Raw genomic sequence first — 19,446 nt, 5'->3', positions numbered from 1 at the left:
AGGCAGGAAAAAAAATGAAGCTTGATATAGGGTGTGGATATAACAAACTCCCTGGCTGCATAGGCCTCGATTCCATCCGTACGCCGCAGGTTGATATTGTTTGCGATATAAACAAAGGTATACCCTTGGGAGATAATACTGTCGATTACATTGTGTCCTCCCATTTCTTGGAGCATGTAGATGATTTAATGAAAGTCATGAAGGAAATCTATAGAGTTTGCAAGCATTTTGCTACCGTATGCATTGTAGCACCGTATGCGCATACTTCACTTAATATGGCGAATCCTTACCACAAGCAAATGTTTAATGAGCACACTCCACGTTTTTTCACAAAAGATTCATATACCCCACTGTCACCAAATGATTATTATTTTCCCAATTCTCCGTATTGGCCGTTAGGCGAGAGCGATAACAGCAAATTAGAAATTGATTTTAGATTGCTCCGGCTTGAATTTTTTTATTTCCCTGAATTTGTGGGACTAAGCGATGATCAAAAAAAAGAACTGAGACAAAGCAGGCTAAATATAGTTGATCAGATCATGTACCATTTGGTTGTCATAAAGCAACCAACCTCCTCAAAGGAAATTGATATGATTAGGTTAAACCCTTTAGAAGAACCGCCTTATATTACTATTAGACGTCAACAAGACATAAAATAGGGGATAAAGATGATTAGATGATTAAGGGGCTGTCTAAAAAGTAGTAAGCTCGTTGGAGAGATAGCTCGCTTTGAATTGAAATATTTGAAAACATGAAAAAATAGTGGTACAAGGAGCTATTCCTGTACCGCTATTTTTCTAATCTGGTCTATCGTTGTTTGCTTCATGAGATTATGGGCAATGTTCAATCATTCGTCTCACTGACAGCACATAACCTTCCTCGCTGCGCAGCTTTTCTCGCACCTGCTGCTTGTAGCGCATTTTCTGTCCACTCGCGCATGTCCATTTATCTTCTTCCTCATCGTAATGCCAATTGTCAAGCTTACTAATGTCCGTCTGCCACTTCTTCGATTTTTCCTTATGGTACGTGCTGTATTTGACCAATGCCTCAAGCTCTTCATTCTCTAGGTAAGCATAGTTCTCTTCTCCGCCATATCCAGCATCTGCGATGATGTTTCCCGGCAGCTTTCCAAGTGCGGCTTTCACTTTCTCTAAGGCTTTCATTCGCTCGGAACGAAACCGGTTGATCGTGCGGAAGTCTGAGAGGGAGCTGTAAGTAAGCTCCCCAACCTTTGACTTTTAAACGATCGTAACCCCTTTAAGAATCTCATGCCAATAATTCGATTTAATCGTTTCATCAATGTACAACGGAACCTGTAAAGAGCATATTCGTTCTGATGGCCAAGAACATTCCATAATTCCCAACTGAGGATTGTCATTAACAAGAAGCACATAAAAGTGATGCTTTACTAATCGTGATAGTGTCTGCTCAAGCTCAGCTGCTTCCTCTACAGTTCCTCCTATTCTAATAAAGAGAATCCAGTGAACATGATCCGTATAGTCCAAAAATCTAGCAATTCTTCGATCCATCTTGTTTCTAAATTGAGGATAACTATACCAGTCAGCCGGCGTATTCTCAGAAACCAAAAAATCATGCGCAGAGTAGATATTATATTTATTGTCTTTTATTAGGAGCTTCTTTCCGTCGTCGTAGTATCCTTCGAACGTCATGTTTGACTTCTTCATAAATCCAGCAAAACGATGGTTTAGTAAGTTGCATACATCAGGCAATGAATATGAAATCATCCAATCTAAAACACCGCTGAACGGACGCAAGTTATTTTGAATTAAATAGCTGCTCGGATTACAATTTCTTCCTAAACTGAAAATAGCATTATACGGTCTCTTAATTTGATTTAATGATAACATCTTGTCCACCTCCCAAATATAGATCGTATACCTGATTATTCTCAAGCAAGGAACTCTCTATTCGAGAGTTCCCATACAAGGTTGCTTACTGAGGATTACTTTCATTGATCATTTTCCATTGTTCTCGTGTTATCCCGAATACGACAACATCATGATACGCACCATTGCTGTAGTGATGCTCCCGAAGCGTTCCTTCCACCAGGAAGCCGCTTTTCTCTTTGGCGCGAATCGAGCCTGTATTCGTATCGATCGCGTAAGCATATACGCGATTTAATCCCAAATCCTCGAACGCGTAGCAAAGTGCGACGCCTATCATTTCAGACGCGATTCCTTTTCCCCACATGGAGCGGTCGCCGACAATGGTTGTGCCGATTTCTGCCTTCTGATTCACGTAATCGATATCCACTAAGCTGATCATGCCGACCGGTTTGCCGGAATCACGTTCTATGCTCACAAAAAATTGTTTGCTGCGGTCATCGAGCAGCCGATCGTACCATTTCCGCTGTCCCGAGGCAGCTAGCAGCGACTTATTGAAAAAAGCTCTTCGTATTTCCTGTTGATTGCGCCAAGCTGCGACCAGCGGCAAATCCTCCGCCTCTAGCGCGCGAAGACTGATTCGTTGTCCCTCCAGCATGCTTTCCCCTCCGTGTCGTATATTGGCTTGCCTGTTAAGGCTGAAAGCTCTTCACGCAGGCCACAATTCGCTCCAAATCCTCATCTGTCAGGTTGGGATGAATCGGCAGCGTCAAAATCCGTTTCCACACCTCATTCGACACGGGTACCTCTGCCTTAAGATGGATATAGCTAGGCTGCAGATGACATGGGTAGTAATGGACGCCCGGCGCAATGTTATGATCCTTCATATGCCCAATTAGGCGATCACGGGATTCCTCGTTTGGCAGCTTTACTTGATACAGATGCCAGGAGCTGCGGGCATAGGCTTTCTCCTTAGGCAGCTCCAGCCATTCTACATCCTTAAACTGCTCGCTGTAATACTCTGCTACCTCACGGCGGCGGCCGTTCAATTGATCGAGCTTTTTCAACTGCACGATGCCAATGGCCGCCTGCATATCGCTCATATGATATTTGTAGCCAACCTTATCGACAAAATACTGCCAAGCATAAACGCGTTCGGCAGAGGAACGCATCCACGTATCCTTCGATATGCCGACCCAGCGCAGCTCCTTCAGCTTGCGTACAACCCAATCCTGATTGCTCGTAATGCCTCCGCCTTCGCCGCAGGTCAAATTTTTGACGGCGTGATAGCTGAAACAGGTCAAGTTGCCTGAAGCTCCGATCTTCTTCCCTTTGTACTCCGCGCCGCAAGCATGAGCTGCGTCTTCAATCACTTTAATGCCCTTCGAATCGGCCAACGCTTGAATCGCATCCAAATCGACTGGATGTCCTGCCAAATGAACGACGATGATTGCCTTTGTTTTATCCGTTATTTTACGTGCGATGTCCTCTACGGAAATATTCATCGTATCGGGCTCGACATCGGCAAATACCGGTGTAGCGCCCACATAGCTCACTGCATGTACCGTTGATATGAAGGTCATTGGCGGGACGATAACCTCGTCGCCTGCGCCAATATTCAACACCTCAAGCGCGAGATGCAGCGCAGCGGTCCCAGAATTCATCGCAACCATGAAGCGGGTTCCCGCATAGGCAGCAAATTCCTTTTCAAATTGCTCGGTTTTGGGCCCGAGTCCCAGCCAGCCGGAACGCATAACTTCTACTACAGCATCAATCTCTTCTTGACCAATGCTTGGTTGTAACACAGGAATGTGCTTATCCAAAAATCATTCTCCTCTCAAAGTGAGCTATACATGCAAAATATGCTGGCGCCAATTCGCCACTGATTGCTCAAGCGAAAATTGACTGCGGCTGTACGCTCCTGCATGCTCCTTAATCATATTGCGCAGCGCTTGATCATCGATCATCCGCTTCATGCCGAGATACCAGCCTTCCGTCGTCTGAGGGACCAATAGCCCCGTTGCCTCATGGGTGATACAATTCGAGTAGGCGGGTGTATTCGTATAGATGCCAGGAATTAAACAGCCTGCATACTCTCGGAATTTATTGTTCGTTTTGCATAAGTTGAACAAGGAATTAGATAATGGCGCCAAACCGAAGTCCCATGTCGTGCTATACAGTGACTGCATGAATTGGCGATAATTATGGTCATAAGGAAGAAAAGAAACGCCCGGCAAGCCTTGCAGTCCAGATGGAATAAATCCCATAAATTCGATTCTCACCCTTGCTCCATACTCCTGCAATATTCTTATGATCGCAGGAACGACCGGCTTGAAGTCCTCCTCCTTGACCGTCCCTTCATAGCCGAATACGATGACGCCATCATTGCGAACAGGCTTTGGTCCATATTCATCAAGCCATCTAAAATCGACGCTTGCGGAGAAGCAAACGACACGAGGATTGAAATGAAGCCTTATATAATCGGCAAAGTAAGGTGAAATGACCTGTATAAGCTTTGAGAAAGTAAGGAAACGAATGAAAGTTTCCCGGCGAATAGGATCTTTATAATAGTCTGAGATCGCGCCGACTGAAGGGATCTCAAGAAAATTATCATCGATGACATAGACGGTTGGCTTGCCCATTTCATGAGCCATTTCAAGCAAGTTATACGCTCTCGGCTCGACGTTGCGGATAAACACAACGATTGCAGCCTCCGCGATATGCTCTCTCGTTGCTTCTTCTTCTGTTACAACCCGAAAGTTATAAATGCCAAGCTGCTTCATTAACCGAAAAGGCTGGAGCAAAATAATTTCAAGCGACGGAAATGACTTTACTTGCGCGATAATAAGGGCAATTGGCCATAATGCGTTCTGTTTGCCGGCAATAATGCCGTCTTGAAGACCCCGATTATGTCCATCTACTCGACCTTTTCGCAATCCTTTGCGGAATGATACAGAAGGACCTATAGGTTTTGTCCTGCGAGCCTTGAATCTCACTTTCATGTCCTCCCCTCCATTTAAAGCTCGGAGCTGTTAATTAATTGGGCCTGCTCTACGCCCTGCGCGTAGCCTGTGTTGAAGCCTTCGTTATACGCTTGATCAAAGGCTTTGCTATAGCCCCTGTTGTAAGCAGTAGAACGATAAACCCTTTTCGCTTGACCAACCTTCGTTTTCTTTTTTCTCAAACGCGTATTGGCAATGCGTCGTCTTTTTCGGACAACTGTTGTGCTCTTACGCTTCTTTGCTCTTGTCATCTTGCGTTTTGTTCTGCGAATCATTATGATCACCTCCAGGAAAGTGTACGGATAGCCGGACATGGGATAATCGGATTTCCGAGTGTATAACGGCTCTCTGTCTCATGAGAGATCGGAATGGCGGCCCTTTGATGCAAATGCCATACATGCAAGGCTGCACTTGACAGGACAGATCGCAATTTGCCTTGCTGCAGCTGGTATAACAGTCCGGTTTGTGCAACGACGATGGCGCCATCCGCCAACGTCTGCTCTACATGAAACACATTGTTTAGTTGATTTAGCTTAACCTGCACATCATCCGCGCTTAGCGGAGGACCGAGCGGCCAGCTTTTCAAATCCAGCGAAGACACTTGCGTTATAGGAAGGGAGATGGGTGTCATAATCGGATACCGGATACCATTTTCGACCCAGTAGGCAGTTGGATCTGCACCTTTAACGATGATGCAGCTAGGGTAAAAGCGATTCATTCCTGTTGAAATGCGATCCTCGCTATTTGTTGCTTCTTGCAGCGCACGGCCTGGATCGCCCCATTTGTCATAGTAATAAACCTGATTTTTCTCATAGACCGGTGCGAATTTTTCCTTTAGATGCTTCATCGTCATACTGCCGTAATGGTGCACAAACGTATCTCCTGCGATGACTAGCTTGAATCCGAGCATGGACGCACGCAGTCCGTAGTCATCATCCTCGCAGTTGCCGATCTCAAAGCCTTCGTCAAAATATCCGATTCGCTCAAAAACATCCCTGCGCATCAGCAAGCAAAAGCCAGTAATTCGGGATACAACCTGATAACGCGCATTGTTTTGTTGATTGTAGCCAAGTGCAAATTGCTGCATGCCTTCTACCGAATCATAGTTTGTTGGAATATATTGATCACCGCTAATATAGTTGCTGACGGGTCCAACCAAGCCGATTTGAGGATCAGAGCTTGCGCAGGCAAGTAAATTGCTCAACCAATTTGGCGTAACGACCGTATCGTTGTTCAGCAGCAGCAAACTCGTTCCCTTCGCCATTTGCATGCCTTGATTAACAGCGCCCGCGAAGCCTAGATTCGTATTATTTAAACGGAAACGTACGCCATCTGTCTCTGCCATCAGATACGGAGCCGTACCATCTGTCGAACCGTTATCTATCACTATGATTTCATACGGCTGATGCGTATATTTCCGGATGCTTTCGATGCATTCAATCAGAAACAATTTCTGATTCATAGTGGGAATAATGATGCTGGTTCCATCAAACAGCTGTCGTTTGCCTTCCATACCGTCACGAAGCCCGCTATTTAAACCTTGCTCGTAGCCGCGTTGAAAGCCATCCCCGTAGCCAGCCTTTAATCCTTTATGAAACGCTGGATGCGAATTTCTGGACTTTAAGGCTTTCTTGCGAGGTCTAAATTTGACTGCTCTCATTGCTTTTCTCCTCTCTTAATGGCTACAGAGGCGCTTCCCCATTGCTGATTTTATTCGCAAGATGACCAAAATCGATTGCTACCTTTCCCATCTCTGCTGCAATTCGCTGAACGAGAATGACAGCCGGTACCCCTGCCGATACAAGCGCAATATCGAAATCCCGCAGCAGAATCTCATTCATCACGCGAGGAACATCATGAAAACCTTGTACCGGTGCGATCGCATCCACAACATGAATGCCTTTGGCCGCTAATTTCTCGCGCAGATTCGGCGCTTCGTTCCCTACAAGGAGCACCTTTGCTCCCCCAAGCAAATCGAGCAGGAAGCCTTCTAAATATAAAGAATAGTTAATGGTGGATTGAGTGAGAGCCATTTCTCGATAGGGGATGCCATAGTGGTCAAAAATAGAAATGGCAAGCGGTGAGAAGGTGCGGTAGCGTGATTTTGGAATGCCTACGACAGAGGATTGGAGGATAGCTTGCAGCAGCATATCTCGCGCGTTGAAGTCAGGCACATCAATTCCAGCATAGTGAAGAAAGCTTCCATCCTTTTGAATTTGCTCAATGCTTTGCAACCCTTGAGCCATAGTGAGCAATTCTCCATCGCCAAGCCTCACAATGGACAACGGTTTTCGGAGAAGCAAGGCATCACGTATAAGAACATAGACATCTAAAGTTGGGAGCAGCGGCAGCATTTGCTCCTCGTAATGCGCTAAGCCGGCTGCAATAATAGCTGTGAGCGGTACGTTTGGTAAAATAACATGAGCAGGAAGCTGCCGATCTACAATGGCATCGCCGCCCTCGAACACCCCTTTGTCAAAAGCAAGATCATAACCTTTGTTATAGCCATCGTTGTAACCGGTGTTATAACCTGAATTAAAGCTCGCAAGCTGTCCGTTCACTATTTTTTTTTTACTTAGCTTACGTTTGCCTTTCAATCTGCGTCTAAGCTGCGGCAGTACTCGCCTCGATTTGCGCTGTAGCGCTTGCTGCTGCATAATTCACCTCCAAAGCTTCATTCTTTTAGTGTTGACTGAGTATAGCGATCATTTGATGCAGTCTATGGACATACGTATGCTGCTGCAATGTTCGCTTGTAGCCTCTCAGAGCAATCTCTCGCCGTTCTTCTTCGTGCGTCAAGTAATACTCGAGCTTATGGCGAAGCTCCTCCGGCGAATGAAAAATGACGATCTCCTTATCCGGCTCATACATCTGTGCAACCTCTGAACGAGCGTCAACAAGCTGAAGCGTTGCACAGCCATTAATTTCGAAGGTCCTTGGATTTACGGAGCTTGCTTGAATAGGCATGCCGATTCGATTCATCTCATCAACAATAGGCCGATGAAAATTAATGACGATTTTAGCCCCATTATAGTAACGCGCAGTCTCTTCCGGCGGCATCCACTCCCCAAGCTTTATATAGGATGAAAGCTGGCGATAATTTTTCAAGCGATCCCACCACAAGCCTGAGATAAACGTACGCTTGCCAAGGAGATAAGGCGTGAGCTGATCGATGTATTGGACTCGATTCCAGAAAGCGGTACCGATAAAGCAAATATCTGTCTGCATGGCAGGTTCGACGGCAGTTGGCTGATAAAGCTTTGGACTAACCGCAAACGGCAAGTAATAAACCTGCTTGCACCCAAGCGATTGATAGAATGGAACACAATTCAACTCTAAAGTAAATACGACGTCGTAATGCGGCGCGATGTTGACCGTCCATTCCGTATAGTAAGGATCGTCAGTAAACCAAACCGCGGTTCGGAAGCCGCGCGCTCGAAGCTCATCGACCCGATCAACCGATAGGGACACTCCATTAAGCACAAGCACGATATCCGGTTGGTGAAGCTCTGCTGCTGCTAAGACCGAATCTGCGGGGCTCATCGAAAATACTTCCGTAACGACTCCGCTTAAGCCGTCGATTATCGCTTGATCCAGCGCTGGATAAGGATCGCCAATTCCGGCTGTCACATACAGTACCCTGTAAGCAAAAAGGGGGACGGCTGCCTCTCCTATTTTCGCAAGGATGCCTTGTGATCGTCCTAATCGATAGCCGGCATTCCACCCTTTGGCAAGGCCATCGTTGTTGCCGGCTTGAAATCCCTTATTCCATTTGGAATGATAGCCTGGCTTTCGCCCGGATTTCACGCGCATCATGTTCTCCCCATTCCTTAACGATTTTTCGTACTCCAATCAAATCCGATCGCTGGATCATCATAAGCAAAACGATACTCGTCAGGGTCTGCCGGATCATAAGCCATATTAGTCACATACATAATATAGGCAGGCTCCTGCCCCAGCACGCGATAGCCATGAGCTACACCGCGAGGGATGAACAGCAGAAACGGATCTTCTTCCCCCATGTAATAAACGTCGGTTTGGCCAAATGTAGCCGAGTCCGCTCTCATATCATGTAGAACGACCTGAGCGCTGCCGAATGGAAAATACCAAATATCATCCTGCTTCTTATGGTAATGAAAGGCTTTGATGACTCCCGGAAAAGATTTGGACAATGATGCCTGACCAAATTCTCCAAAAATGTCATCGTCCTTGCGCAGAAGCTCCATAAAAAAACCACGATCATCGCTATGCTTTTTAAGTATCTTTTTCCGTACGCCTTCGATCACGTTTATTCAAACCTCCCTAAAAGTAACTAAATGCTCTTGTTATTCGTACCTGCAGCAATTTTGCTCCGCCACTGCAAATTGTCCACATACCATTCCACCGTTTTCCGAATTCCGCTTTCGAATGGATAATTCGGCAACCAGCCGAGCTCTTTTCTAATTCTCGAAGCATCTATTGCATAACGGCGATCATGGCCTAATCGGTCCTTCACATAGTGAATAAGCGATTCCGGCTTGCCAAGCTCGGCAAGGATGCGGCGAATAATCTCAATATTGGTATACTCGTTATGCCCGCCGATGTTATACACTTCCCCGGGGGCGCCTTGATGAAGAACAAGATCTATAGCGCTGCAATGATCATCCACATAAAGCCAGTCCCGAATATTCAGTCCGTCTCCGTACAGCGGAATCTCTTCAACGTTCAGTGCGCGTAATATCGTAAGCGGAATAAGCTTCTCTGGAAATTGACGCGGCCCGTAATTATTGGAGCATCTCGTCGTCATGACAGGCAGGCCGTACGTGTGAAAGTAAGCTCTCGCCAGCAGGTCCGCGCCAGCTTTGCTGGATGAATAAGGGCTATTCGGCGCAAGCAGCGTCGTTTCGGAGAAATAACCGCTTCCTCCAAGCGAGCCGTATACCTCATCCGTGGACACCTGTACAAAACGTTTGACCTTATGCACTCTGGCAGCCTCAAGCAGAGCAAGCGTGCCCTGCACGTTCGTTTCCACAAAGGCGAACGGATTCTCAATGCTTCTGTCGACATGCGACTCAGCCGCAAAATGAATGACGGCATCTATGCCCTCGTTCATCAATTGGGAGAGGAGCAGCTTATCGCAAATGTCTCCTTGGATAAAATGATAGTTCGGTAATGAAGCCACCTCTACTAAATTGTCGATATGGGATGCATAGGTAAGCAAATCCAAATTGTAAATGTGGTAGTCAGGATATTGGCGCAGCATATGCAGCACAAAATTGCTTCCAATAAACCCCATGCCCCCGGTAATAAGCAGCCTCATCGTTATTCACCTTCCTTCAACTTTGCTCCAGCCTCATGCAGAGATTCCATCGTCCCTGCATCCGTCCACCATCCGTTCATCACGTTATAGGTCAGAACGCCTTTGGCAGCGTACAGATTGTTGACATCCGTAATTTCGAGCTCGCCTCTTGAAGAAGGGTCTATCTTGGCAACAAGCTCAAAAACTTGATGGTCATACATATAAATGCCGGTTACGCAGTAGTTCGAGGGTGGATTTTCTGGCTTCTCCAAAATGGACTTGATGATCGTACCTTCAATGACAGGAACACCGTATCTCCGAGCATCGTCGACCATCTTTAATACGACCTTTGCTCCCTCTGGCTGTAACTGAAACTCTTGAACGAATGGCAGCAAACTATCGGTAAACAAATTGTCACCGAGCAGCACGACGAACTTTTCATTAGCTTCGATAAAATCAGATGCGAGTGATAATGCCTCAGCAATTCCGCCTGCTTGATCTTGAATTTTATACGTTATTCGAACGCCAAAATCATTGCCGCTTCCCAAGTAATCCACATACATACCGGCGGACTGCTTGCCAATAACGAGTAAAATATCTTGAATGCCAGCATCAGCTAGTTTTTTTATTGCATAGTAGATCATCGGGTATTTTCCAACGGGAAGAAGATGCTTATTCATCAAGCTAGTAAGGGGACGCAGACGCGTTCCTGTACCTCCTGCTAATATGACTCCTTTCAAAGGGTCATCTCCTTTCAGCTTCTATTTTCATAGCATGCTCATTTACTACTATCAAATGCTCCACCTATTACCGGCAAATGTCATAGACAGTTACTTGCCTTTCTCCTCTCTTGACTTATACTATGTTTGCCTAGTTCGCTAGGAAACCCTACATTTTGTCTAAATTCAGCCATCTCCTCCTCCAAGTCTCACGATTTTCGCTTTGCCCGATATGCCTTTGCTAACGTTGCGCGTATCGAATATAAACGAGGCATGCTCTATTAAATAAGACAAGGGCAAGCTTGAATGATTAGTAGCAATAATGACGCAATCCGCTTTCTTGAGCGACTCTTCTGTCAGCTCTGTGCTCTGAAGCTTAAGCCCTTCAAGCTGTAAAGTAGGGACGTAAGGGTCATGGTACGAAACGATCGCTCCCTCTTGCTGCAGTAATTGGATGAGCTTTGTGGATGCCGATTCCCGGTAGTCAGCTATATCAGGCTTATACGCAACGCCATAAACGAGTAAATGGCTGTTCGACAACGTTTGATGGCCAAGATGCTTTTCGAGCTGCTGAACGATATATTTGGGCATCGTACGATTAATGGCATTTGAAATTTGTATAAAATCAGAATTAATTCCGGTTTGTTTGATTTTCCATACCAAATAGGAAGGATCGACAGGAATACAATGTCCGCCGATTCCAGGTCCGGGATAAAAAGGCGTATAGCCAAAAGGCTTGGTGCTGGCAGCATCGATAATTTCCCATACATTCAGCTTAAGCTCATCGCATATCATCGCCATCTCATTCATAAAGGAAATGTTGATCAGTCGGAACGAATTTTCCAAAATTTTTGTCATTTCTGCTGCATCTGTTGAAGAAACCGGATGAATCTGGTCAAATACCTGTCCGTATAGCTCTTCCACTCTAGCTTTGCAGCTGGATGTTATACCGCTGATAATTTTAGGAATATTCTGCACCTGATACTTTTCATTGCCGGGATCCAGCCGCTCAGGCGAATAGCCTGCAAAAAAATCCGTTCCCGCCCTTAAACCGAATTGACTAAGAATAGGAACCAATACCTCACTCGTTGTCCCTGGATAGGTGGAGCTTTCCAATATGACAAGCTGTCCCTTGTTCAATCTATAGCTTATTTCTATCGCAGCTTGAGTCAAATAGCTTAAGTCAGGCGTTCTATGCGATGTTAGCGGAGTCGGTACACAGATGATAATAGCTTCAGCCTCATGCAAGCCGTTGTAATTATTGGAAGGCGTGAAGCGCTTTGATGACAGGGCTTCCTGGATGACTTCATTTTGAATATCCGTTATATAGCTAATTCCTTCATTAAGCAGCTTCGTTTTTTGACGATCCAAATCAATGCCCAGCACATGAAACCCTTTTTGAACAAATAGCAACGCCAGCGGAAGGCCAACATAGCCCATCCCAACAACTGCCACCGTTCGCCGCTCTTCTTTGGTATTAACATATTGTTCCTTGCTCATATTCTATGATCTCGCCCTCTCTCTAGCTGCTTTAAATAACTTAAATACTATATGAACAATAAATAGAAATGGATTGGACAGTTTGCTGTCTGAATTTACTTTTGTACAGCATTCCTCAATAAAAAAAAGAAGAAGCTTGATTTCTCAAGCTTTCTCCTCATAACCCTATCCCTTGATAAAAATATCCGAGAGCCCGCATGTCTTGCGCATCCAGCATATTACGTCCATCGAATACGTTCGGCTGCTTCATCACAGCTTTCATTTGAGCCCAATCCAGTTTTCTGAAAATCGGCCACTCCGTGCATATGATGACGGCATCGGCATCTTGCAGCGCTTCCTCCAGCTGGGAGCATTCGTTTACCGCATCATATTCGGTGTTGTCAGGCAGGACGGCAACTGGATCATACAGCATAATATGAGCATGTTCGCTCAGCAGGCTTTCGATTACACGGAGTGCCGGAGCCTCCCGGATATCATCTGTATCTGGTTTGAAGGCCAAACCTAGTATCGCTATCTTTTTATTGACAATGCTTCCCAAGCGCTCTCTCGTTTTATCGATCAAGTAAGCATGCTGCGTTTGATTGACCTGAACGACCTTCTCCAAAACAGACAGCTCGATACGATTTTGCCTTGCCGTCAGAATTAAGGCAGAGACATCCTTCGGAAAGCACGAACCTCCGTATCCGATCCCGGCTTGCAGAAAGCTGGCGCCAATTCGGGGATCAAGTCCCATTCCATTTGATACTTCCTTCACATTGACGTCAATGGCGTCGCAAAGTCTAGCAAGCTCGTTTATAAAAGATATTTTGCTCGCTAAAAATGCGTTTGAAGCGTATTTGATGAGCTCAGCTGTTCTAGGCGTAGTTATGACAACGGGGCATTTGACGGATTGGTAGAGCGATTGAAGCAGATTTGCAGCTCGTTTGCTATTGGAACCGATAATAATGCGATCAGGATTTAATGCATCAACCACTGCTTTTCCTTCACGCAAAAATTCCGGGTTTGATGCTACGTCGAAAGGATACGATTGTTCCTGCGCGGCGCCGATCCAAGCGGTAATCTGCTCCTGCGTCCCTACTGGAACGGTGCTTTTGGTTATAACGAGCTTATAGCCATTCATCTTCTGTCCGATATCCTCGGCTACCTGCTTCACATAGCGCATATCTGCGCTGCCGTCGGGACGAGATGGCGTTCCGACGCAAATAAAAATGATATCATTGCCTTTAATTGCCTCGTCTTTATTAGTAGTAAATTTGATTTGACCGGACTGTATATGCTTACTGAGCAGCGCTTCGAGTCCTGGTTCGTAGAAATGCAGAAAGCCCTGCTCTAGCTGCTTAATTTTATGTGCATCGGTATCAAGTCCCGTCACTTGCCAGCCTAGCTCGGCAAATACCATAGCAGTGGTTGACCCTACATATCCCGTGCCAATTACCAATATATTCATTGGTTTCCCCCTATTCCCTTACATGCAATCCTGCCATAATGGATCGATTGCCAATGACCGTATCTTTTAATAAAGTAGAGATGTGCAGCAAATGTACGCCGTTTAAAATAATGCTGTTCTCTATTCGGCAATTCTCAATATGCGAATCTTCACCGATCGAGACATGCGGCCCAATGACACAATCCTTCAATATACTGCCTTTAGCAATGGTTACAGGCTCAACAATCGTGCAGTTGCTTAAAATGACCGATTCATGAATCGACTTCTTGCTTGGCATCTTATCCAGCATTTTTTGGTTGGACTCCAACCACCTCTTTAATGTGCCAACGTCCATATTCAGCTTATCCGTCAAATGATAGGTAACCGTCAGGTTTTGATCGATAAGCCATTGAATGGCGTCCGTAATTTCGTATTCGCCTCTTGCTGATGGCTTGATATCATTAACCGCAGCGAAGATCGAACCTTTAAAGGCATACGCGCCTAAGACGGCGAGCTTGGACCTTGGCAATCTAGGCTTCTCTTCGAGCCGTACGATACGATCCTCCAGCACCTCCGCAATGCCGTAATCCTGCGGATTCGCAACCTCCGCGAGCATCAGCGACGCCTCACTCCCCCGTTCCTCCACGTCATTCTTCAATTCGGTTAAACGATCAGAAATTAAATTGTCACCGAGCAACAACAAAAAAGCTTCATCTCCGATAAACGGCTGTGCCTGCTTCAACGCATCCGAGATGCCCTTCGCCTCATACTGGTAAATATAAGTGATCGTGACATGCATTCCTTCTCCCAAGCCAAATTGTTCACGGATATCAAGTTCCTGTGACGGATGGATGACAACCCCGATCTCCCTAATTCCTTGCTCTGTCAACTTCTCAATACAGGATTGCAAAATGGGAGTGTTAGCTACAGGTATGAGCGTTTTCGGGTGTTTGAGGGTGAACGGATACAGCCTAGTCCCTTTGCCGGCACAGAGAATAAGTCCTTTCAAAACGCATCTCCCCTATTAAAAAAATCAATTTCTATCATCCTATGAAATGGAGCTGCTATTGGTGTAGGCCGAGCTTATAAAATGAATAGATTAAGAGCGGAAAAGAACTGCTGCCATCTAATGAAAACGCCGTGCCAGGAACAGTTGACCATTCATATTCTACGGTGTGATGTCTTATAGATACTAACCTAAAGGAGCAGTGCGACTTTGAAAATTGCACAAATATCTACAAATACAATAACGGTCCCTCCTAAAGACTATGGCGGCACGCAGCGTGACGTACATTATCTTACCGAGGAACTGGTTCGTCGCGGACATGAGGTCATCTTGTTCGCCAAGAAAGGCTCTACATCCAAATCTACTCAAACCTTTGAATATCCATCCAATGATCGCAAGAAGCAGCTCGATTTTATAATAAAAAACCTCCCAGACGACGTCGATTTCATTCATGATCATTACGGTATTGTAGCTAAAGCCAATCCGCCAATCCCTACGATCCGGAACTCCCATTCAAAGGGCGTCGCCGGCGTGCAAATTCCGATCTATGTAAGTAAAACGATTTTGAGAAAATACGGTAAAAATAAAGGCTATTACGTGCATAACGGCATCCGGGTTGAAGATTATTATTTTCAAAAGGAGAAAGACGGCTATCTGTTATTTTTGGGCCGTTTAATCGAGCAAAAGGGCGTCCATCTCGCGATCAAAATCGCACAGAAAACCGGAAAAAAATTGATCATTGCTGGTCCTTTAAATGATAGAAAATATTTTAATTCTAAAATTAAGCCTCATTTAAATCATAAAATCCGCTATGTAGGATCAGTCGGCGGGAGCAAGAAACAAGAACTGCTGGCCGGTGCAAGCTGCGTGCTGTTTACATCCGTCTGGGATGAGCCGTTTGGCCTTGTGCTGATCGAGGCGCTCGCAAGCGGTACGCCTGTCCTTGGCTTCAAGAAAGGCGCCGTACCGGAGGTTTTAAAGGGGATGCCGCAGCTGCTTTGCAGAAATACCAAGGGGATGATCTCAAAAATCAGAAACCTAAAAAAGCTGCCCTCTGCCTATAAATGCAGGCGGTACGTCAATACTCACTTCTCCGACAGCGTCATGACCGATAACTTTCTCAAGCTCTACAAAAAAATTATTAAAAGTAAAAAATATAAGCTTGTGAAAAATTCCTTATGGAATAGGCGCAAGGCGAAGGCCAATAACGAAATCGAGGAGTTGAATTAAATGGTAACCATTATTGCATGCACCATGAGAAACTCTTATATGGATAACGTGTTCGCCAACTATGATCGGCAAACCTGGAAGGACAAACAAATGATTATTATTTTGAACAAAAACAATATGGACCTTTCAGCTTGGAGGGAGCGAGCAAAGCAGTATCCTAAAAACGAAGTGAGGGTCTATAAGCTTCCGCAGAAATATAAGCTGGGCAAATGCTTGAACTACGCCATTTCCTTGGCAAAGGAAGGCATGATCGCCAAGTTTGATGACGATGACTATTATGCTCCAAAATATTTACGAGAGTCTGTAAGGGCGCTAAAGAAAGGAAAAGCAAACATTATCGGCAAGCATACCTCCTATCTTTACTTTGAAGAGAAAAAGGCGCTTATGGTCTTCCGTAGAGGAGGAGAGCGAAAGTATCAAAGATCCATTAAGGGAGGAACGCTTCTCTTTAAAAAGTCGGTATGGAGAAAAGTGAAATTTCCTGAGAACAAGCTGGTCGGCACTGACTCTGGATGGACTGGCAGATGCAGAAGAAGAGGATTTAAAATCTATTCCGTCTCCAAAAAGCACTACGTCTGCATAAGACGAAAAAATATTGGCTCGCATACGCAAAAAAAGAGCACAAGAAGGTATATGTCCCATTGCAGGCTAGTCCGTCATACCCGCCACTTTGCAAAGTATATTTCTTAGAATGCCCAACAATTGAAATGTCCGTATCACGAGCGGAACAGCATTCATATTCTAAAAAGGGAATGCTTGTAAATTTTGAACTTAAGGGAGCTGTGCGATTTTGAAGATAGCACAAATTTCGACCAATACGATACCAGTTCCACCAAAAGATTACGGAGGCACGCAGCGGGAGGTTCATTATCTAACCGAAGAGCTCGTTCGGCGCGGACATAAAGTCATTTTATTTGCGAAAAAAGGCTCTACGGCCCGCTCTACCCAAACCTTCGAATATCCGTCCAATGACCGAACAGAGCAGCTTGCATTTATAAAAAAAAATCTCCCCAGCGATGTTGATTTCATTCATGATCATTACGGAATCGTAGCCAAATCCAACCCTCCTATTCCCACCATACGAAGCTCGCATTCAAAAGGCGTATCCGGCGTGCAAATCCCCGTTTATGTGAGCAAGACGATTTTGCGAAAATACGGTAAAAACAAAGGCTACTATGTGCATAACGGCATTCGGGTTGAAGATTATCGCTATCGAAAAAAGAAAAAGGGATACCTTCTATTTCTTGGTCGGATCATCAAGCAGAAGGGCGTTCATCACGCCGTCGAAGTCGCCAAAAAAACCGGGAAGGACCTTATTCTGGCTGGCCCCATAAATGATAAAAAATATTTTAACGCTAAAATTAAGCCTCACTTGAATAAACACATTCGCTATATAGGGCCAGTTGGCGGCAGCAAGAAGATGGATCTGCTGTCTCGATCAAGCTGCGTGCTCTTTACGTCCACTTGGGATGAGCCATTCGGTCTCGTTCTGATTGAAGCGCTCGCCAGCGGAACGCCTGTGCTTGGCTTCAAGAAAGGCGGCGCCGTACCGGAAGTGCTGAAAGGCTTGCCGCAGCTGCTTTGCAGCAATACGAAGGATATGATCGATAAAGTCCAGAAGCGTTCAAAGTTTCCTTCAGCCCGCGCTTGCAGGAGCTATGTCCAAAAAAACTTCTCCGACCGCTCCATGACCGACAAGTTTTTAAAACTATATAAAAAAATTATTAAAGAGAAAAAATATAAAATCATGAGAAATACCGTTTGGAATAAGCGCAAAGCCAAACATAAAGGCAAGGGGCTGAAATAAGTGGTAACCATTATCGCATGCACGATGAGATCCTCTTATATAGATAATGTATTCGCCAACTATAATCGCCAGGATGTGCTGGACAAAGAAATGATTATTGTTTTGAATAAGGATGACATGGATATTAAGCTGTGGAAGGAACGAGCGAGCCAGTACCCCAATAACGAAGTTAGAGTCTATAAGCTTCCGCAGAAATATATGCTGGGCAAATGTTTAAACTTTGCGATCGCCAGAGCGAAGAATGGATTGATTACCAAGTTTGATGACGATGATTATTACGGCCCAAAATATTTAAGAGAATCCATGCAGGCGCTCAGGGCAGGCAAAGCCAGCATTGTCGGCAAAACCACCTCCTATCTTTATTTTGAGGAAACAAAAGCATTAATGGTGTTCCGTGCCGGCAGCGAGCGGTCGTATCAAAGGTCCATTAAAGGCGGTACGCTGCTTTTTACAAAGTCGGTATGGAGAAGAGTGAAATTTCCTGAGAATAGAGCGGTGGGTACCGATTCGGAGTGGACCTTCAGGTGCAGAAAAAGAGGATACAAAATTTACTCTGTGTCCAAAAAGAATTATGTTTGCGTCAGAAGAAAAAATGTTGAATCTCACACACAAAAGAACAGCACAAAAAGATATATGGATTATTGCAGGCTGATCCGTTATACGACTGACTTTACAAAATTCGTTTCGTAATCCATCTGCATAGGAACTGGCAACCGATTCGTTGCTTATTAAGTTGCGGGAGAGGGGGCTCGATAGATGATGAGCATCGCGAATGAAGGCGTATCTATAATAACCTCAACCATTCGGCCGGAGCATATCCATCATATTTTTCAAAATTTTGCCCGCCAGACGTGGAATAAGAAAGAGCTCATCATTATCGTTAACAAAAACAGTATTTCATTGATCCCTTATAAGCAGAAGGCGCAGCAATATCCGAATGTCCGCGTCTATCGAGCCGATCAGCATAAAAACTTGGGGTCATGTCTCAATTACGGCGTTGCCAAAGCCAAATATAATTACATCGCCAAATTTGACGATGACGATTATTACTCGCCATATTATCTCCCTGAGGCTATGTATCAGTTCGCGAGCTCAAAGGCGGATGTCGTAGGCAAGCGCTCCTGCTATTTCTTTTTTCTCCATAGATCCAAGCTCTTGCTTCGCAAAACGTCGGTACCTCCCTTCAAGCCATGTAAAAAAATCGCCGGTGCGACGATTATGTTCAACAAAAGAGTATTCGAGAAGGTTCAATTTGCAACAAATGTGTACCAAGGCACGGACGTAAGATTTGTTCGCGCTTGTTTAAAGAACGGATATCGGCTGTACACAACCAGTCCTTATAATTTTGCAGCCTATCGCAGGCCCAATAACCTTTCACATACGTGGAAAGTAACCGACAAGCAGCTGCTGACAGACAAAAACGCCAGCATTATCAATACAAATGACTTTAAGCCATACATTAATAAATCGCTAAACAAGCTGAACAAGCAGCACTTGCTCCCTGCTCGCTTTAAATACAAAGGCTTGTCCGCTTCGCAGTCTTGAATGATGACAAATAAATGAATGGAATACAAATCGAGCCTTAGAAGCGATTCTAAAGGCTCGTTTCCTGTTTGTATTATTCGATACATAAG

Annotated in this window: 20 protein-coding genes and 1 pseudogene; 6 read left to right on the top strand and 15 right to left on the bottom strand. The window is 45.1% G+C overall.

What is annotated here, in order from left to right; all coding sequences use genetic code 11:
• Positions 1 to 14: 14 nt before the first annotated feature.
• Complete coding sequence (locus tag AC2TDN_RS10665) at positions 15 to 659, top strand: class I SAM-dependent methyltransferase (protein WP_482068086.1); 645 nt, start codon at positions 15 to 17, stop codon at positions 657 to 659.
• Between the two features lie 183 nt (positions 660 to 842).
• Here AC2TDN_RS10665 and AC2TDN_RS10660 read toward each other — a convergent pair.
• From AC2TDN_RS10660 to AC2TDN_RS10590, 15 genes and pseudogenes are all read right to left on the bottom strand, one after another.
• A pseudogene (locus AC2TDN_RS10660) lies at positions 843 to 1,154 on the bottom strand (IS1182 family transposase); the annotation flags it as partial.
• An 84-nt stretch (positions 1,155 to 1,238) separates the two neighbouring features.
• Positions 1,239 to 1,868, bottom strand: a complete 630-nt coding sequence (locus AC2TDN_RS10655) for a DUF1796 family putative cysteine peptidase (protein ID WP_484687947.1) — start codon at positions 1,866 to 1,868, stop codon at positions 1,239 to 1,241.
• Positions 1,869 to 1,953: 85 nt separating this feature from the next.
• Positions 1,954 to 2,502, bottom strand: a complete 549-nt coding sequence (locus tag AC2TDN_RS10650) for a GNAT family N-acetyltransferase (protein ID WP_482068084.1) — start codon at positions 2,500 to 2,502, stop codon at positions 1,954 to 1,956.
• Between the two features lie 34 nt (positions 2,503 to 2,536).
• Positions 2,537 to 3,667, bottom strand: coding sequence for a DegT/DnrJ/EryC1/StrS family aminotransferase (locus AC2TDN_RS10645; RefSeq protein WP_484687946.1), 1,131 nt, complete (start codon positions 3,665 to 3,667; stop codon positions 2,537 to 2,539).
• Positions 3,668 to 3,691: 24 nt separating this feature from the next.
• Positions 3,692 to 4,846: a glycosyltransferase family protein gene (locus AC2TDN_RS10640; RefSeq protein ID WP_484687945.1), complete on the bottom strand. Its 1,155-nt coding sequence runs from the start codon at positions 4,844 to 4,846 to the stop codon at positions 3,692 to 3,694.
• Positions 4,847 to 4,860: 14 nt separating this feature from the next.
• Positions 4,861 to 5,121, bottom strand: a complete 261-nt coding sequence (locus AC2TDN_RS10635) for a hypothetical protein (protein WP_484687944.1) — start codon at positions 5,119 to 5,121, stop codon at positions 4,861 to 4,863.
• Positions 5,122 to 5,126: 5 nt separating this feature from the next.
• Positions 5,127 to 6,506, bottom strand: coding sequence for a glycosyltransferase family 2 protein (locus tag AC2TDN_RS10630; RefSeq protein WP_484687943.1), 1,380 nt, complete (start codon positions 6,504 to 6,506; stop codon positions 5,127 to 5,129).
• 22 nt (positions 6,507 to 6,528) lie between these two features.
• The gene (locus AC2TDN_RS10625; RefSeq protein WP_484687942.1) at positions 6,529 to 7,503 is read right to left on the bottom strand and encodes a GT-D fold domain-containing protein; all 975 of its coding nucleotides are present in this window, start codon (positions 7,501 to 7,503) and stop codon (positions 6,529 to 6,531) included.
• A 25-nt stretch (positions 7,504 to 7,528) separates the two neighbouring features.
• Positions 7,529 to 8,662, bottom strand: a complete 1,134-nt coding sequence (locus AC2TDN_RS10620; protein WP_484687941.1) for a CgeB family protein — start codon at positions 8,660 to 8,662, stop codon at positions 7,529 to 7,531.
• Between the two features lie 14 nt (positions 8,663 to 8,676).
• Complete coding sequence (locus AC2TDN_RS10615; RefSeq protein WP_484687940.1) at positions 8,677 to 9,132, bottom strand: dTDP-4-dehydrorhamnose 3,5-epimerase family protein; 456 nt, start codon at positions 9,130 to 9,132, stop codon at positions 8,677 to 8,679.
• Positions 9,133 to 9,158: 26 nt separating this feature from the next.
• Positions 9,159 to 10,145 (bottom strand): dTDP-glucose 4,6-dehydratase, encoded by a 987-nt coding sequence (gene rfbB / locus AC2TDN_RS10610; protein WP_484687939.1) that lies wholly within the window; start codon positions 10,143 to 10,145, stop codon positions 9,159 to 9,161.
• 2 nt (positions 10,146 to 10,147) lie between these two features.
• On the bottom strand, positions 10,148 to 10,864 hold the full coding sequence (locus AC2TDN_RS10605; protein ID WP_482068075.1) for a sugar phosphate nucleotidyltransferase: 717 nt from the start codon (positions 10,862 to 10,864) through the stop codon (positions 10,148 to 10,150).
• Between the two features lie 165 nt (positions 10,865 to 11,029).
• Entirely contained in the window at positions 11,030 to 12,343 is a 1,314-nt protein-coding gene (locus tag AC2TDN_RS10600; protein WP_484687938.1) for a nucleotide sugar dehydrogenase, read from the bottom strand.
• Between the two features lie 157 nt (positions 12,344 to 12,500).
• Positions 12,501 to 13,790 carry a UDP-glucose dehydrogenase family protein gene (locus tag AC2TDN_RS10595; RefSeq protein WP_484687937.1) on the bottom strand — a complete coding sequence of 430 codons (1,290 nt, stop codon included), beginning with the start codon at positions 13,788 to 13,790 and terminating at the stop codon, positions 12,501 to 12,503.
• Positions 13,791 to 13,800: 10 nt separating this feature from the next.
• Positions 13,801 to 14,778 (bottom strand): sugar phosphate nucleotidyltransferase, encoded by a 978-nt coding sequence (locus AC2TDN_RS10590; RefSeq protein WP_484687936.1) that lies wholly within the window; start codon positions 14,776 to 14,778, stop codon positions 13,801 to 13,803.
• A gap of 207 nt (positions 14,779 to 14,985) precedes the next feature.
• On the opposite strand from AC2TDN_RS10590, the gene AC2TDN_RS10585 reads away from it, so the two are divergent.
• The 5 genes from AC2TDN_RS10585 (at position 14,986) to AC2TDN_RS10565 (ending at position 19,357) form a co-directional block, all read left to right on the top strand.
• Positions 14,986 to 16,005 (top strand): glycosyltransferase family 4 protein, encoded by a 1,020-nt coding sequence (locus AC2TDN_RS10585; RefSeq protein WP_484687935.1) that lies wholly within the window; start codon positions 14,986 to 14,988, stop codon positions 16,003 to 16,005.
• A complete protein-coding gene (locus AC2TDN_RS10580; RefSeq protein ID WP_482068070.1) occupies positions 16,006 to 16,695 on the top strand; it encodes a glycosyltransferase family 2 protein in 690 nt (229 codons plus the stop codon).
• Positions 16,696 to 16,795: 100 nt separating this feature from the next.
• Complete coding sequence (locus AC2TDN_RS10575; RefSeq protein WP_482068069.1) at positions 16,796 to 17,812, top strand: glycosyltransferase family 4 protein; 1,017 nt, start codon at positions 16,796 to 16,798, stop codon at positions 17,810 to 17,812.
• Positions 17,813 to 18,502, top strand: coding sequence for a glycosyltransferase family 2 protein (locus AC2TDN_RS10570; RefSeq protein WP_482068068.1), 690 nt, complete (start codon positions 17,813 to 17,815; stop codon positions 18,500 to 18,502).
• Between the two features lie 66 nt (positions 18,503 to 18,568).
• A complete protein-coding gene (locus AC2TDN_RS10565) occupies positions 18,569 to 19,357 on the top strand; it encodes a glycosyltransferase family 2 protein (protein WP_484687934.1) in 789 nt (262 codons plus the stop codon).
• Positions 19,358 to 19,446 lie beyond the last annotated feature (89 nt).

It is taken from the genome of Paenibacillus sp. Y660 (genome assembly GCF_057221575.1).
The sequence above is the reverse complement of the archived record's forward strand: the minus strand, read 5'-3'. Positions and strand labels throughout refer to the sequence as shown.